13 protein-coding genes are annotated in these 15,383 nt (G+C 70.3%); 6 read left to right on the top strand and 7 right to left on the bottom strand.

Going from position 1 to position 15,383, the window contains the following annotated elements:
- Window positions 1-198 precede the first annotated feature (198 nt).
- Window positions 199-1,650 (bottom strand): arabinofuranosidase catalytic domain-containing protein, encoded by a 1,452-nt coding sequence (locus ABZV40_RS37035; protein WP_355452776.1) that lies wholly within the window; start codon window positions 1,648-1,650, stop codon window positions 199-201.
- Window positions 1,651-1,968: 318 nt separating this feature from the next.
- Window positions 1,969-2,727: an FCD domain-containing protein gene (locus ABZV40_RS37040; RefSeq protein WP_355452779.1), complete on the bottom strand. Its 759-nt coding sequence runs from the start codon at window positions 2,725-2,727 to the stop codon at window positions 1,969-1,971.
- 295 nt (window positions 2,728-3,022) lie between these two features.
- Between ABZV40_RS37040 and ABZV40_RS37045 the strand changes: the two genes are divergently transcribed.
- On the top strand, window positions 3,023-4,429 hold the full coding sequence (locus tag ABZV40_RS37045; protein ID WP_355452781.1) for an RICIN domain-containing protein: 1,407 nt from the start codon (window positions 3,023-3,025) through the stop codon (window positions 4,427-4,429).
- A 6-nt stretch (window positions 4,430-4,435) separates the two neighbouring features.
- On the opposite strand, the gene ABZV40_RS37050 is transcribed toward ABZV40_RS37045, so the two are convergent.
- Window positions 4,436-5,314: a cellulose binding domain-containing protein gene (locus tag ABZV40_RS37050; protein ID WP_355452784.1), complete on the bottom strand. Its 879-nt coding sequence runs from the start codon at window positions 5,312-5,314 to the stop codon at window positions 4,436-4,438.
- 311 nt (window positions 5,315-5,625) lie between these two features.
- On the opposite strand from ABZV40_RS37050, the gene ABZV40_RS37055 reads away from it, so the two are divergent.
- Both ABZV40_RS37055 and ABZV40_RS37060 read left to right on the top strand, forming a co-directional pair.
- Entirely contained in the window at window positions 5,626-6,672 is a 1,047-nt protein-coding gene (locus ABZV40_RS37055; protein ID WP_355452787.1) for a LacI family DNA-binding transcriptional regulator, read from the top strand.
- Between the two features lie 59 nt (window positions 6,673-6,731).
- A complete protein-coding gene (locus tag ABZV40_RS37060; RefSeq protein ID WP_355452790.1) occupies window positions 6,732-7,937 on the top strand; it encodes a hypothetical protein in 1,206 nt (401 codons plus the stop codon).
- Window positions 7,938-8,000: 63 nt separating this feature from the next.
- Here ABZV40_RS37060 and ABZV40_RS37065 read toward each other — a convergent pair whose 3' ends face one another.
- The gene (locus ABZV40_RS37065; RefSeq protein WP_355452793.1) at window positions 8,001-9,116 is read right to left on the bottom strand and encodes a histidine kinase; all 1,116 of its coding nucleotides are present in this window, start codon (window positions 9,114-9,116) and stop codon (window positions 8,001-8,003) included.
- Complete coding sequence (locus tag ABZV40_RS37070) at window positions 9,113-9,772, bottom strand: response regulator transcription factor (protein ID WP_355452796.1); 660 nt, start codon at window positions 9,770-9,772, stop codon at window positions 9,113-9,115. The genes ABZV40_RS37065 and ABZV40_RS37070 overlap by 4 nt, the downstream gene beginning before the upstream one ends.
- 234 nt (window positions 9,773-10,006) lie before the next feature.
- On the opposite strand from ABZV40_RS37070, the gene ABZV40_RS37075 reads away from it, so the two are divergent.
- The 3 genes from ABZV40_RS37075 to ABZV40_RS37085 all read left to right on the top strand — a co-directional run bounded on the left by ABZV40_RS37075 (window position 10,007) and on the right by ABZV40_RS37085 (window position 14,126).
- Complete coding sequence (locus ABZV40_RS37075) at window positions 10,007-10,597, top strand: hypothetical protein (RefSeq protein ID WP_355452799.1); 591 nt, start codon at window positions 10,007-10,009, stop codon at window positions 10,595-10,597.
- An 82-nt stretch (window positions 10,598-10,679) separates the two neighbouring features.
- Window positions 10,680-12,104 carry a cellulose binding domain-containing protein gene (locus ABZV40_RS37080; RefSeq protein ID WP_355452802.1) on the top strand — a complete coding sequence of 475 codons (1,425 nt, stop codon included), beginning with the start codon at window positions 10,680-10,682 and terminating at the stop codon, window positions 12,102-12,104.
- 9 nt (window positions 12,105-12,113) lie between these two features.
- The gene (locus ABZV40_RS37085; protein WP_355452805.1) at window positions 12,114-14,126 is read left to right on the top strand and encodes a discoidin domain-containing protein; all 2,013 of its coding nucleotides are present in this window, start codon (window positions 12,114-12,116) and stop codon (window positions 14,124-14,126) included.
- Between the two features lie 88 nt (window positions 14,127-14,214).
- Here the strand turns inward: ABZV40_RS37085 and ABZV40_RS37090 are convergent, their stop codons facing one another.
- The gene (locus tag ABZV40_RS37090) at window positions 14,215-14,646 is read right to left on the bottom strand and encodes a nitroreductase family deazaflavin-dependent oxidoreductase (protein WP_355452808.1); all 432 of its coding nucleotides are present in this window, start codon (window positions 14,644-14,646) and stop codon (window positions 14,215-14,217) included.
- A 36-nt stretch (window positions 14,647-14,682) separates the two neighbouring features.
- Window positions 14,683-15,258, bottom strand: a complete 576-nt coding sequence (locus ABZV40_RS37095) for an expansin EXLX1 family cellulose-binding protein (protein ID WP_355452811.1) — start codon at window positions 15,256-15,258, stop codon at window positions 14,683-14,685.
- Between the last annotated feature and the right edge of the window lie 125 nt (window positions 15,259-15,383).

Genomic DNA, 15,383 nt, shown 5'->3' on the forward strand with positions numbered 1-15,383 from the left:
GTGCTCGTGTTCTTCTCTGTCTTTCTAGAGCCGGCGTTTGTGGTTGTTTACCACGCTCAAAAAAACACCACCCCCCCTGAACCCCCCCCCCCCCCCCCACGACGCAAGAGCTCCTAACGGCCACCACAAGACGGAAGAGGCTCACCACCAACTCCGGAGCCGGTGGTACTTGCAGACGCCTTCAAAGCGCGCGGCCGGTCAGCCGAGCGCCCATTGCTGGTTGCTGCCGCCGTTGCACGTCCAGAGCTCGACCGGGGCGCCGTCGGCGGTGGAGGCGCCGGTCACGTCCAGGCACAGCCCCGACTGGACGCCGGTGATCGTGCCGTTGGCGTTGAACTGCCACTGCTGGTTCGACTGGCTGTTGCAGCTCCAGGTGATCACCTTGGTGCCCGCGCTGGTGCCCTGGCCGTTGGCGTCCAGGCAGAGCGCCGCGCCGCCGACCGTCACGGTCAGCTGGTTCTCCGCGGTGCGCGTCCAGGACTGGTTGGCCTGGCCGGTGCAGGAACGGATCTGCAGCTGCGTGCCGGAACCCGCGCCGTCGAGGCACTTGCCGGCGCCGGTGGCGTGCAGCGGGCCGGCACCGGTGTTGCTGCCGAGGGCGTAGCCGGCGGCGGCGATGTTGGCCTGCACCGCGTCCTCGGTGGCGTTGGTCGGGTAGCCGGACGTCATCACGCCCTCGTAGAACGTGCCGGCGGAACCGATGCTGTTGTCGCCGCCGGTGCCGAGGATGATCGCGCCTTCCTTGCGCATCGGGTTGTACCCGTTGACGTTCGGGCGCTTGCCGTCGTAGTAGGTGGACAGGCCGCCGCTCTGCGCGTTGCCCGCCCGGATGGCCCAGTGGTTGGGCTCGCCCTTGATGATCGCGGTCAGGAACCGGTGGTTCACCGTCGGGTCGTTGGCGTTGTAACCGGCGTTGACGCCGGAGTACAGGCCGTTCTCCAGGTCGGCCATCACCCAGGGGCCGTTGCCCGTGCCGTAGCCCCAGACCTTGATGTTGCCGAAGTAGATGGCCTCCATCGTGCCGTTGCCGTTGTCCCGGCTGTTGCGCTCGGCGTTGCCGTAGTCGAAGCAGCAACCGCCGTTGTAGTGCGTGCCGTTGAAGACCGCGTACATGCCCTCCGGCTGGTCACCGGTCGCCGTGCCGGTGGCGTTGTTGTTGCGGTAGCCGGTTCCCGGGTTCACGAAGACGCCGTACGCCTTGTGCCCGCCGACCGTGATCGGCGCGGCGGCCGCGTTCGCCAGGTTGTCGTAACCACCCGGTGCCGGGCCGGGGAAGCCTCCGGGCGGTGCCTGGGTGAGGTGGTTGCCGCGGCCGGACTGGTCGTAGATGATCGTGATGAGGCAGGTCGTGTTGGCGCAGAAGGAATCCTGCGCCGCCGCGTCGGCCACGCCGCCCGCGGCCAGCAGGCCGATGTCGCGGGTCGTGTTGTCCGACGAACGGCGTACCTGGTACAGCGCACCGGCGTACGAGCCGTACAACGCTCTGGTCGTGCTGTGCGCGGCCACGCAAGGGGTGTTTCCGGCGGCGTAGATGTCGCACGGGCCTTGGGTGGCGGCTTGGGACGTGCCTGCCGTGGCGCCCGCGACCAGCGCGATCGACGCGCCCGCGCCGAGGAGCAGTCCGGTGAGCCGTGATGAGCGGGATGACATCGAGGAACTCCTTTGTTCACAGGGAGATCGCCCGTCCGTCCACAGCGGGACGAGGGGATCGAACGCAGACCTCGGCGCCGCGCCGGACGGGCGCGGTGTCGGTTTTCACCACGGAGTCGCGGGAGAGGGCAGGGAACTACCGCGACAGAAGGCGGATCTGGACGAGAACGCGTCTTCGCCTGCGCGGGTCTGGTCGTCCGGTGCGTTCGGTGGCGGACATGCGTCCCTCCCTCGATGCGTCAGTGCATCGGTTCAGTGCGATACATCACACCAAACACCGGGAAGTTTTGTAGCACACATCCGGAAGACGGGTCCAGGTCAGCCGAAGACGCGGCGCTGGATCTCCCGCCGGTAGTCCTCCAGCGTCCGGTCCACGTGCACGGCCGCCGCCGCGGCCGCCGCCTCCGGGTCGCCGTCGCGGATGGCCTGGTAGATCGCGGCGTGCTCCTGCACCGCCTCGGCGGCGTGGCTGCCGACCGCGCCGTGCAGGCCGATGACGTTGGACTGCCGCTGCAGCCGGCGGGCCTCGCGCACCGCGGCGAGCAGGAACTGGTTGTGCGACGCGGCCGCGACGGCGAGGTGGAAGTCGTCGTCGCCCTGGTCGAACAACGCCGCCCGCCCGCTCACGTGCCCCTCCCGGCACATCTCGGCGGCGAGCTCGACGGCGCGCAGCTCGGCCGGGGTCGCGCGGGTCGCGGCCTGGCTCGCGGCCGCGGTCTCCTGCACCCGGCGGAACTCGAACAGCATGTAGACGTGGTCGAGGTCGGTGGGCAGGAAGAACCCGCCCCAGCGCGACGAACCGAGCATGCCCTCGTCGTCGGCGACGTAGAGCCCGCGGCCCTTGTGCGCGCGGACCCGCCCGAGCGCGGAGAGGATCTTCACCGCCTCGCGCACCACGGTCCGGCTGGTGCCCATCCGGCCGGCCAGCTCGTTCTCGGTCGGCATGCGGTCGCCGGGCCGCAGCTCCAGCTCGGCGATGAGCTGCAGGATCCGCTCGGCCACCAGCTCGTAGCCGGGGCGGTAGGAGGCGGCCGGTACGACCGCGGCATCGGAGTCCACCGAGACGCCTCCCGTCATGTGTATGACTTTTCCGGTGCCGCAGAGCATACAGCCGCATCGAACGAGCAGGACAAGCCGTCGAACGAAAAATCGACAACGTCAACAACGCCGTCGAACGGCTGACGATCAGGCGTACAGGCACGTTCACCAGCCTTGACGCGACTTCGCGCCACTGCTCTCATTGGACGCGCCGCGCACCCACCGTGCTCGAACGGCTGCGATGAGTCGTACAAATCCCGGACCCGCTGGGCGACGACCGGGCCTTCTGACGATCTCACACCCCCGCCGCAACGAACCAGAAGTGGAGCAGGACGTGAGTAGATGGAAAGCGCTTTCCGCGCTGTTGCTGCTCGTCGCGGGCCTGATGACCGCGATCTCCGGCGCGGCGCAGGCCTCGACGAGCCAGTTCCGGGGCGTCAACTGGGCCGACCAGAGGGACAACTTCGTCAACGGCGTGCTGTACCCGTCCGGGCTGGGCGCGTCGGACACCTACTCCTCGGCCGCCGCGGTCGCGGACCAGGTGGTCGGCGGGCTGTACTCGATCACCGGCGCCAACACCGTGCGGATCCCGATCAACGAACCGACCGTGGCGACGTACTGGAACACCTACACCGGCGCGATCGACGCCGCGCTCGGCAAGGGCGACGTGATCCTCGCGTACTGGGCCTACACCGGCGGCAGGCCGCAGAACGTCGGCGCGTTCAACCAGATGTGGGACAAGGTGATCGCGAAGTACGGCGGCAACCCGAACGCCTACTTCGAGGTGATCAACGAGCCGCACGGCTACAGCACCTCTGATCTCAACAACATGTACAACGGCTGGCTGTCCAGGTACTCGGGCGTGCCGCGCGGCAGGGTGATCCTCGACGGCGCGGGCCTCGCCCAGAACGTGCCCGCCGTCGGCAACGACCGCAGGCTCGACGGCACGCTGCTCGCCGTGCACGACTACTCGTTCTTCGCGGGGTACGAGAGCGAAACCCAGTGGGGCGACCACATCGCGAGCTACATCGGCTCCTACGCGAGCCGCACCATCGCCACCGAGTGGGGTGGCGCGATGGGGCCCGGCAGCAAGAACGGCGTGTACTTCGACCCCATCGACTACAGCATCCCGAGCGGGTCGTACATGGCCGACTACGTCCGCGGTGTCAGCGCGAAGCTGCGCAGCCTCGGCATGGGCAGCGTGTACTGGCCGGGTCTGCGCGACGGCGACTGGTACAGCATGACCACCCGCAGCGGGACCGCGCTGTCGTTGACCAACCCCACTGGCCTGCAACGGCTTCGCTACGCCTGGGGTGTGGGCGACGGCGGCACCACCACGGTCCGCATCCGCAACGTGGGCACCGGCCAGTTCGTCGACGGCCTCGGCCGCACCACCGACTCCGCGGTCGGCCAGACCGGCGGCACCGCCGCGAGCCAGCGGTGGGTCGTCGAGAACGACGGCGCCTACGTCCGGATCCGCAACGCCGCCACCGGCCTGCTGCTGGACGGCGCGGGCCGGACGGCCGGCGGTTCCGACGCGGCCCAGCGCGCCGGCACGACCGCGTCGAGCCAGCAGTGGACGGTGGTGACCGGCACCAGCAGGGGCAACGACGTCCGGATCAGGAACCGGGCGACCGGGCTCTACCTCGACGGCATGGGCCGCACGGCGGCCGGTGCGAACCTCGGCCAGTACGGCGACAGCACGAGCACCAACCAGCAGTGGCGGATCGTGGCGGGCTGACCGGGATCACCCGGTGGCGCAGGGCTGTCCGTTGAGGGTGAAGGCGCGCGGGGCGGTGTTGGTGCCGCCGCTGGTGCCGAGGAACCCCATCAGCTGCGACTCGCCGGGCGGGATGGTCTGGTTGTAGGACACGGCGGTGGCGGAGACGTCACCGCCGTTCTGCTGCTGCGTCGCGTTCCACATCTGCGAGATCGTCTGGCCGTCGGCGAACTTCCACCGCAACGTCCAGCCGTTGACCGCGGTGGTGCCGGTGTTGCGGATCGTCACGTCGGTGCGGAACCCGCCGGGCCAGGTGGTGGTGACCTGGTAGGTGACCGCGCAACCGGGTTTGGGAGCGGGGGCGGCGGTCGTGGCGGGCGCGGGGGCCGGTGGTGGCGTGGTGGTGGCGGGCTGCGTGCAGGGAGGGCCCCAGCGGCCGATCCGCTTCGCCGAGGCCGCCGCTTCCGCGTCCTTCAGCAGACGGTCGTCGGCGGACTCGTTGCGCACCATGCCGAGCTCGACGGCGAGGACCCCGTAGTCGGTGCCGTCCGAGAGCCGCAGCGTGCCGTCCGGGCCCGGCTCGACCGGCTTGTCGAGCAGCACGGACCGCGCGAACGTCGCGGCGGCGTCCGCCCAGCACGCGTCGGGCGCGGCGAGCCCCCTGACCGTGACCTCCTCACCGTCGGAGAGCTGGACGGTGCGCACGTCGACGACGCGCTGGACGGTCAGACCGGACCTCTTCGGCGGTTCGATGATCGACGGGGTGTCCGGGGGAGTGGTCTCGGGGGCCGGTGCCGCCTGCTCGCGGGCGCCTCCGCACGCGGCGGCCGCGCTGGTCGCGAGCACGGCGGCGACCAGCAGCCATCTCAGGGGGCCGGTTCTCAGCGCGCCCAGCAGTCGTCTCATCGTTCCTCTGCGGCAAGGGGTTCCCCCGAACGGCCCGACCTCGACTCGAAGGTTACGACCCCGTGGTCGAACGCGGAAGATCTTTCACGTAAATCGGGAGTGGGGGCGTTCGACGCCGTTCGAGTCGAATTCCGTCGAATGCCGAGAAGAGATCGTTTCAGTCGGTGTCGCCGAACGAGTCGGCGGACATCGACGGTTGTTCGTCGAAGTCGTCGAACAAATGCCATTTGCTTGACGTGTGAGTTTCGGTTGTGTCACATTCTGGAACCACGTTCGAAGCGCTTCGATTCGTTCGGGCCGGAGGTGTCGACGTGGTCACCATTGTGGACGTGGCGAAACACGCGGGTGTGGCTCCCAGCACGGTTTCCTACGTGCTGACGGGCAAACGCCCCGTTTCCGCCGGTACTCGTGTGAGGGTGCGGGAAAGCATCCAGCTGCTGGGCTACCAGCCGCACGCGGGTGCCCGTGCACTGGCGAGCAGCAGAACGAACGTGCTGGCGCTCGTGCTCCCGTTGCGGGAAGGCGTGCACCTCCCGGTCGTGATGAGGTTCGTGACCTCCGTCGTCATGGCGGCCCGCGCGCACGACATGGACGTCCTGCTGGTCACCGCGGACCAGGGCGCCGCCGGGCTGCGCCGGGTCGCGGGCGGCGCGCGGGTGGACGGGTTCCTCGTGATGGACGTGGCGCTGGACGACGAGCGGCTGCCGGTGCTGCGCGAGCTCGGCCGTCCCGCGGTCCTGCTCGGCCACCCCTCCGCGGTCAAGGGACTCACCTGCGTCGACCTGGACTTCGAGGCCGCCGGCGCGCGCTGCGTCGACCACCTCGCCGAACTGGGGCACCGCAGCATCGGGTTCCTCGGCGCGCCGAGCGCGGTCTACGCCCGCAGGACGGGTTTCGCGCAACGCACCCTCGCCGGGTTCAGCGCCGCCGCCATGCGCCGCGGCATCGCCTCGACCGCCCTGCCCGCCGAGCAGCGGTACGACTCCGTGCACGCCGTCGTCACGACGTTGCTGCGCGAGCTGCCGCGGATGTCGGCGCTGGTGGTGCACAACGAGGCCGTGCTGGGCTGGGTGGTGGACTGCCTGCGCGCCGAGGGCAGGCGGGTGCCCGACGACGTCGCCGTGGTGGCGATCTGCCCGGACGAGCTCGCCGAACAGCTGCGGCTCACGTCGGTGCAGCTGCCGGCCGACGTGCTGGGACGGCGCGCGGTCGAGCTGCTGATGGCCAAGCTCAACGGGCAGCAGCCGCCGCCGCTGACCCTGTTGCCGCCGAAGCTCTTCAGTCGTACCGGGCCGGTTGTGCCGATGCTGCCGGGGCAGCGGGTGCGGTTGGGGGAGCCGCCTCGGCGGGTGAGCTGACCGGCGGCCTACCATGGCCCGCCGGCACGCGGAGTCCGGCAGACGGGATGATCGACCGCATGACACCGTCCGAACTGGACGCACGCAGGGCCGAGCAGTGGTTTCGCCGCAGGGGGCTGCCCGCGGTGGTGCGCGGGCTGGAGCGCAACCTCGCGGTCCGCGTCGTGCCCGCGGTGACCTGGCTCGGGCTGTCCGATCTCCTCTACGTCGTGCTGACGGTCGCCGATGGTGACTCGGAGTTCGGGTCCAGGCTGGAGAACGCGCTCTTCCTGCTGTTCTACACCGCGGTGCTGGTCGGCTCGGTGGTGCTGCCGCTCGTCGGCGCGTGGTTCGCCGCGAACTGGGCCCGTGACCGCGCCCTGGACGACCGCGGGTTCGGGCCGGCGTCGGCGGTCATCGGCGCCTACGTGGTGCTGTGGCCGGTAGGGGAGAGCCTGCTCGAAGGCCCGTTCCGGTGGTCGGGGCTGGTGGCCTCGGTGTTCGCCAGCCTGGTCATCGTGGGACTGCTGCTCGCCCTGACCGCGGTCGGCATGGGCTCGGTCTTCGGATGGGCGCTGAGGGCGGCGGTGCGCCAGCTGCGCAGCGTCGGCACGATGACCAGCCGCTCGATGCCGTTGCTGTTGCTGGTGACGGTGTTCGGGTTCTACACGGCGGAGATCTGGCAGAGCGCGGGCCAGATCCCGCGCGACCGGATCTGGCTGGTGCTCGGGTTCTTCGCGGTCCTGAGCGGACTGTTCCTGCGCTCGGTGTTCGCCGCCGAGCTGCGCGCGCTGATCACCGGGTGGCGCGACCGTCTTCCCGCGCTGCCCGCCGACACGTTCGGCGACGCGGGCGACTCCGTGCACGGCAGCGCGCCGCCGTTCACCCGGCTGGAGCGCGCGAACCTGTTCCTGATCCTGCTGCTGACCCAGCTGCTGCAGGCGCTGGTGTTCGCGATGATCGTGTTCGTGGCCTTCGTCGTGCTGGGCGAGCTCACGGTGCCGGACAGCGCGATCAAGTCGTGGGTGGGCCACGACCCGAACCAGGGCGTGCTGTTCGGCGTCCAGGTGCCGCTGTCGAACGACCTGGTGCAGGTGTGCCTGTTCATCGCCGCGTTCTCGACGCTCTACTTCATCGCCACCATCGTCACCGACGCGGCCCACCGCAAGACGTTCTTCGACCCGGTGCTGGAACACCTGCAGGTGAGCCTCGCCGGACGCGCGGTGTACCTGGCCCGCTTCGGGCCGCGGTCAGCCGCACCTCCGGCCGCCCGTCGTGGTGGATGAAGGGCGCCTTCATCGACCTGGGGTGGATGAAGGCGCCCTTCATCGACGACCGGGCGACAGGGGTCAGCCCGCGTTGACCGGGAGTCGCAGCCGCAGCTGGAAACCGCCGTCCGGCGTCGGTCCGGTGTGGAGCTTCCCGTCCAGCAGTGCGGCCCGTTCCTGCAGTCCGACGAGTCCGTGGTGGGCGCTGGGCAGGGCGAGGTTGGGTCTGGTGGGCGCGGTGTTGGTGACGGTGACGGTCAGATCGGTGTCGTCGTGGCTGATCTCGATGGTGGCGCTCGCGCCGGGAGCGTGCTTGCGCACGTTGGTCAGCGCTTCCTGGATGGTGCGGTAGATGGCCCGCTGCACGGGCGGTTCGAGGTCCACCGGGGCGCTGCCGACGAGCCGTGCGTCGATCGCGCTGTTGTCGATGAGCCGCTGCAGATCGGTCAGCGTGGGCTGCGGGGTCAGTTCGGTCGACGGTGTGCCGGAGGCGCGCAGCAGGTTCACCATGTGCCGCAGCTCGTCGAGCGTGTTCACCGACAGCTGCCGCACGTTCTCGGCCGCCTGCTTGGCGTTCGGGTCGGTGGTGCTGACCATGAGCGCGCCGGCCTGCACCGCGATGAGGCTCACCTGGTGGGAGACGACGTCGTGCATCTCGCGGGCGAGCTGGTTGCGCTCCTTGGCGAGGATCGCCTCGGCGTCCAGGCGCCGTTCGTGCTCGCGTGCCTCCTTGACCTCTTCCAGCCGCAGAGCCAGCTCGCGCTGGGTGCGCAGGAACTGGCCGAGCAGGATCGGGGCGAGTGCCGTCATCGTGAAGTAGATGATGCCGAGCAGCACGTAGGAGTCGAGGTCGGTGGGCGCGAGGTCCGTTGTCGCGAGGTCCGATGTCGGGAAGACGAAGCTGCCCGCGGCGAGCAGCCCGCACCCGGCGAGCACCCACCAGTCGCGGTACCTGGTCGACACCGCGTACAGCGCGACGATCGCCGGGATGATCGCGCCGGGCCACAGCACGGCGGGCAGGGTCGCCAGGAAGGCCACCAGCGGCCAGCGGTCGCGCACGGCCAGCGCGAGCACGGCGACCACGACCGGGACCATCGCGAACGGCGACGGCTCGGTGATCGTGGTCAGCACTCCTTCGAGCACGGCGACCGCGAGCACGACGACGTCGACGATCCGAGCGGACGTCCCCGGCTTCATGCCCGTTCCCCGGCCTCGCCGAGCAGTCCGGCGCGCTGGGCCACCAGCGCGGCCTGCACCCTGCTGCCCACGCGCAGCTTGGTGAGGATGGCGCTCACGTGGTCCTTCACCGTGCCGACGCTGACGTGGATGCGGGCACCGATGTCGTTGTTGGACAGTCCCTCGGCGATCAGCACGAGCACCGCGCGTTCGCGTTCGGTGAGCAGGTCGACCTGTTCGGCGGCGGCGGAACCCGCGCCGGAGCCCAGATAGCCGTCGACGACGGTGCGGGTGACCTTGGGGGAGAGCACGACGCCGCCGCTGACGAGCGTGCGCACCATCTGGGCGAGCTGTTCCGGTCCGGTGTCCTTGAGGATGAAACCGGCCGCGCCCGACCGCAGCGCCATCGCGATGTACTCGTCGGAGTCGAACGTCGTGAGCATGGCGACGACGGGCGGGTTCTGCAGGCCCTGCAGCTGGCGCAGGATCGTGAGGCCGTCCACGTCCGGCATCCGGATGTCGAGCAGCACGACGTCCGGCTTGTGCAGGCTCACCTCGCGCACCGCCTGCGCGCCCGACGGCGTCGCGACGACCTCGATGTCCCCTGCCGCCTGGAGGATGAGGCGGAACCCCGTCCGCACCAGCTCCTCGTCGTCGACGACGACCACCCGAATCATGACACGCTCCTTTGTGGATCCCGCTCGCGTTCAGTCTGACCGGCGACCGCGTGTCCGGGCCATCCGGAACCCGGCAGGCGGCACCCGCCAGGTGACGGGTTTTCGCCATCCGATCGGCTGGCAGCCGCGTCCACGCTGGACCGCTTCGCCCACGAGATCAACTCCGAACGGCTGATTGAGCGCGGACAAGATCAGGATACGGTAGTAAAAGTTTCAACTAGGTGGGAGTCTCCGGTGGCGCGCAAGCACTTGATGGTGCTCATCATCCTGCTCACCACCGCCTGCGGCTCAGGTTCCGAGCCGCCCGCGCCGGCGCCGCTGCGGCCCTCCCCGCGGGCCACCGACCAGCGGCCGCCCGGCCTGCTGCTGAAGAGCGTCATCGACAGCCGCACGGTCGAGTTCCCGAACGGTGTGAAGGCGCGCATCTCACTGCTCGCCGCGCCCGCCGCGTGCTGGTCGGCGGCCGCGCTGGCGTTCGCGAGGACGACGCTGCTGAACAAGCCCGTCCGGTTCTCGAGCATCAACCCCGGCGAGGTCAACCTGGAGCTCGCGGACGGCACCGACTACGCGTTCCGCGCGGTGCGCCAGGGCGTGCTGCGGGCGCAGGGCGCGGCCGGTCCGCTCGCCGACGCCGAAACGGCCGCCGCGCGGGAGAAGCTCGGCCTGTGGGGACCGCCGTGCAACGGGCAGGACACCGCGGTGCCGACGGCGGGGGTGAACGGGTTCCGCTCGCCGCTGTCGAACCGAAAGATCCTCGCGTTCGACGGCGTTCGACGTCCCTCCGTCGATTCGCGTGAACACGTTGTGCCACAACGGCATCTGTGAACTGTGGGCGATTTTCGCTACGGTCGGCTGGAAGCTCGCCGGCTTCGCCATCCGTCCACAGTGGATGTACGGAGGAACTCCCGTGTACCGGACCAAGTCAGCGGCAGCAGCCGTCCTCACCGCGGCGCTGACCGCGGCTCTCACGACCATCGGCGCTCCGCAGGCCTCGGCCGCCACCGGGTGCCGCGTCTCCTACCAGGTGACGAACGAGTGGCAGGGCGGGTTCATCGCCTCGGTGGACGTCACGAACCTCGGTGACCCGATCAGCGGATGGCAGCTGACCTGGTCGTTCGGTGGCGGCCAGACCGTCACGCAGATGTGGAACGGCACCGTGCACCAGACCGGTGCGCAGGTCTCGGTCGACAACGTCAACTACAACGCCTCGCTCGGCACCGGCACGAGCGCCGGGATCGGTTTCGTCGTCAACGGCGCGACGAGCCCCGCCCCGACGGGCTTCGCGCTCAACGGCACGGCCTGCACGGGTGCCACGCCGCCGCCGCAGGACGTGCTGGCCCAGGCGCACACCGCCGGCCGCGTCACGAAGAACGGCCAGTACACCTGGCCCGGCGTCTACTTCGAGGGCCGGTTCCGCGGCACGGGCGTCGGGATCGTGCTGAACGACGCCAACAACGACTACGACGTGCAGATCGACGGCACCACCACCGCGTCGCTGGTGACGCCGGGCAAGACCACGTACTGGGTGAACGGCCTGAGCAACGCCGAGCACCGCGTCCGGCTGGTCAAGCGGACCGAGAGCCCGTGGGCGGCCGGGGAGTTCGGCGGGTTCGTGGCCGCGAACGGCGGTGCGATCCTCGCCAAGCCCGCCGCGCGCGCCCGGCAGATCGAGTTCATCGGCGACTCGCTGACCGCGGGCTACGGCAACCTGTCGACCACCCGTGACTGCTCGTCCAACGGCGGGGTCAACCGCAACACCAACACCGACATCAGCTTCGGGGCGCTGGCCGCCCGCTCGCTCAACGCCGACTACCAGGTCAACGCGTTCTCCGGGCGCGGCATGGTCCGCAACTACAACGGCGGCGAGCCGGGCACGAGCTACCGCACCTACTACGACCGCGCGTTGCTGAACGTCGACGGCGACGTGTGGCAGAACCCCGGCACCTGGCACCCGCAGGTGGTCCTCGTGGGCCTCGGCACCAACGACTTCTCCACCGCGCTCAAGCCCGGTGAGCAGTGGCCCACCACGGACAGCCTGGTCGCCGCGTACAAGTCCGCCTACCAGGGCTTCCTCGACAAGCTGCGCACCCGCTACGGCGCGGGCACGACCATCATCGTGGACGTCCCGCAGGCGTCCGGCACCTTCGCCGACGCCGCCCGGCAGGTCGTGCAGGACCGCACCAACTCCGGTGACAGCCGCGTCCGCTACTTCAACTTCGGCGACCTGCCGCTCGACCTGCTCGGCTGCGACTGGCACTTCTCGGCGCGCGACCACCGGCTGATCGCCGGCAAGCTCACCGACTACCTCTCCACCCTTTCCCTGAACTGGTGACGGAAACGAATGCGAAGACCACTGGCAAGGCCCGTCCACCTGGCGTTGATCGTGATCGCGGTGGCCGCGGTCGTGCCGCGGCTCTCCGGAGCCGAGCCCGGCGAGGCACATGACCACCACCATCTCGAACTCTCCGCCGCGGCGCTCGTTCCCGCGGCGGAGAAGCTGCCGAGGACGGGCTGGGTCGCGTCGGCGAGCGGCGAGGAGCCCGACAGCCCGGCCGCGAGCGTGCTGGACGGCGACCGGGCGACGATCTGGCACAGCAGGTGGCGGACGCCCACGCCGTTGCCCCAGTGGTTGACGATCGACCTGGGCACCGCCCGGCGGGTGTCCGGGCTGGTCTACACGCCGAGGGCGGACCGGGCCAACGGCCGGGTCGGGCGGTACGAGATCAGGCTGAGCACGGACGGCGTGACCTGGGGCGACCCGGTCGTCACCGGCACGCTGGCCGACGACGCCGGGGTCAAGACGATCGGGTTCGCGGTGAGCAGCACCCGGTACGTGCGGCTGGTGGCGTTGTCCGAGGCGGGCGGGCGCGGGTCGTGGGCGAGCGCGGCGGAGATCGACCTGCTGGGCGACCCCGGTCCGCGGCCTCCCGTCCAGGGTGACCCGAGCGTCGTGGGCGCGTGGGGACCGGCCGTGGGCTTCCCGATCGTCCCGGCCGCTTCCGCGGTGCTGCCGAACAACAAACTGCTCACGTGGTCGGCCTACGGCCTCACGAACTTCGGGGGCGCCAACGGCTACACGCAGACGGCCACCATGGACCTCGCCACCGGTGAGGTCAGCGGCCGCCGGGTCGACGACACCGGCCACGACATGTTCTGCCCCGGCACGTCGATGCTCGCCGACGGCCGCATCCTGGTGACGGGCGGCAGCAACGCGAAGAAGGCCAGCCTGTACGACCCGCGCACCGACGCGTGGACCAGCGCGGCGGACATGAACATCAGCCGCGGCTACCAGGGCCAGACCACGCTGTCCACCGGCGAGGCGTTCACCGTCGGCGGTTCGTGGTCAGGTGGCCGCGGCGGCAAGGCCGGCGAGGTCTACTCGCCGCGGGACAACAGCTGGCGGTCGTTGCCGGGCGTGCGGCCGGAGCCGTTCCTGACCGCCGACCCGGCCGGGGCCTACCGCGCGGACAACCACGCGTGGCTCTTCGCCGGCAGCGGCGGCCGGGTGTTCCACGCGGGGCCGAGCGCGCGGATGCACTGGGTCGACACCGCGGGCGCGGGCAAGGTCACCGAAGCGGGCGTGCGAGGTGAGGACGCGATGAACGGCAACGCCGTGATGTACGACATCAGCAAGATCCTCGCCCTCGGCGGTGCACCGGCGTACGAGAACGCCGACGCCACCAAAGCCGCGTACACGATCGACATCACCGGGCGTGCGCCGGTCGTGCGCCGAGTCGCCGACATGGCCGCCGCACGCGCGTACGTGAACAGCGTCGTGTTGCCGGACGGCACGGTGGTCGTCGTCGGCGGGCAGAGCCACCCGGTGCCGTTCTCCGACCAGACCTCGGTGCTGGAACCGGAGTTGTGGAACCCGGCGACCGGCCGGTTCACCGCGCTCGCGCCGATGGCGACGCCGCGCAACTACCACAGCGTCGCGAACCTGCTGCCCGACGGCACGGTGTTCTCCGGCGGTGGCGGGCTCTGCGGCGACTGCGCCACCAACCACCCGGACGGGCAGATCCTCGTGCCGCCGTACCTGCTGAACGCGGACGGGACCCGCAAGGCCCGCCCGGCGATCACCTCGGCGCCTTCCGCGGCCTCGTACGGCTCGACGATCACCCTCGGCACCGACCGGGTGGTCAAGGGCATCGCGCTGATGCGGATCGGCGCGGCCACCCACTCCGTGGACAACGACCAGCGGCGGGTCCCGCTGTCCGTGACGGCCGCGTCGCCGACGTCGTACCGGGCGGCGATCCCGTCCGATCCGGGGATCGCGCCGCCCGGCGACTACCTGCTGTTCGCTCTCGACGCCGCGGGCACGCCCAGCGTGTCGGTGCCGCTGCGGATCGGCTGACAAGGTGGATGAAGGGCGCCTTCATCCACGTCAGGTGGATGAAGTAGCCCGTAATCACCACAACTGCCCGGAAGGCGGGTTGCGGACGCTACTTCGGGTCCAGCACGAAGACCGGGATCTGACGGTCGGTCTTCGTCTGGTACTCGGCGTAGGCCGGGTAGGCCGCGACGGCGCGCTCCCACCACTCGGCGCGTTCGTCGCCGTCGACCTCGCGGGCGACGAACTGCTTCGTCTCGGTGCCGTCCTGCAGCGAGATCTCCGGGTGGGCCTGGATGTTGTGGTACCAGGTCGGGTGCTCCGGCGCGCCGCCCTTGGAGGCCACCACCGCGTACCGGCCGTCGTGCTCCACGCGCATGACGGGGGTGTAGCGCAGCTTGCCGCTCTTCGCGCCGCGCACGGTCAGCAGCACGATCGGCTTGCCGAGGACCAGGACGCCCTCGGTGGTCCCGGTCTCCAGGATCTTCTTGGTCTGGTCCTGCACCCAGTCGGTGGGGCTGAGCTCAACGGTCTCTTCTGCCATGTGCACGATCAACGTTTTGCGCGCCGCGCACATTCCTCAGTGCGCGGCGAACTGCACGTTCGTGGCTTGAGTGACGTCTGGCTTGACCGGCAGGGCGTTGACCACCAGACGTTCGCCGTAGAGGTCGGTGATCGCGACGGCCCCGCCGCAGCCCGCGCCGTTCTCGGAGAGGAAGTAGTTGTACTCGGCGCGCTTGAGCTGCCGCCACTGCCCGCCCGCCTGCACCTCCAGCCGGGCCACGGGGTTGCGGTGGTCGATGACCTGGATGCCGCACCAGTACTGGCTGGAGCCGGTCTTGTAGCGGAGCGCGACGTTCTTGTTCAGCGCGGGGCTCGCGAGCGTCCAGGTGATCGGGATCTCGCCCTGCACGGGTGGCGCGAGCTGGGCGAACGCCTGCGCGCTGAGGTCCAGCTGACCCACCCGGCACGGCGCCGGGCAGAGGTTCGTGATCCGCACCGTGATGCTCTTGCCGTTGGCCGCCTTGACCAGGACGTACGCGCCGCAGGCCGCGGAGTTCTCGTAGTCCGACCAGTTCATGGCGGCGGTCAGCGGGTCGGGGCTCTTGTCGTACGAGCACGCGCCGCTGCCGTCGGAGTCGTAGAACGTCGCCACGCCCGTGTGCGGCTCGCCGGGCCTGATCTTGCCGGCGAGCGAGGCGGGGGGGGGGCGGATGTGCGCCCCCCCCCCCCCGGTGGTTTTGGTGGGCGGGGGTGTGGGGGGGGGGTTCCGCAATGTGG

The organism is Lentzea sp. NPDC004782, from assembly GCF_040609115.1.
Lineage (GTDB): Bacteria > Actinomycetota > Actinomycetes > Mycobacteriales > Pseudonocardiaceae > Lentzea.

Bases quoted from the DNA above. Each gene is read 5' to 3' on its own strand.
- ABZV40_RS37035 (WP_355452776.1), bottom strand. From the start codon at position 1,650: ATGTCATCCCGCTCATCACGGCTCACCGGACTGCTCCTCGGCGCGGGC.
- ABZV40_RS37040 (WP_355452779.1), bottom strand. From the start codon at position 2,727: ATGACGGGAGGCGTCTCGGTGGACTCCGATGCCGCGGTCGTACCGGCC.
- ABZV40_RS37050 (WP_355452784.1), bottom strand. From the start codon at position 5,314: ATGAGACGACTGCTGGGCGCGCTGAGAACCGGCCCCCTGAGATGGCTG.
- ABZV40_RS37060 (WP_355452790.1), top strand. From the start codon at position 6,732: ATGACACCGTCCGAACTGGACGCACGCAGGGCCGAGCAGTGGTTTCGC.
- ABZV40_RS37065 (WP_355452793.1), bottom strand. From the start codon at position 9,116: ATGAAGCCGGGGACGTCCGCTCGGATCGTCGACGTCGTCGTGCTCGCG.
- ABZV40_RS37070 (WP_355452796.1), bottom strand. From the start codon at position 9,772: ATGATTCGGGTGGTCGTCGTCGACGACGAGGAGCTGGTGCGGACGGGG.
- ABZV40_RS37085 (WP_355452805.1), top strand. From the start codon at position 12,114: ATGCGAAGACCACTGGCAAGGCCCGTCCACCTGGCGTTGATCGTGATC.
- ABZV40_RS37090 (WP_355452808.1), bottom strand. From the start codon at position 14,646: ATGGCAGAAGAGACCGTTGAGCTCAGCCCCACCGACTGGGTGCAGGAC.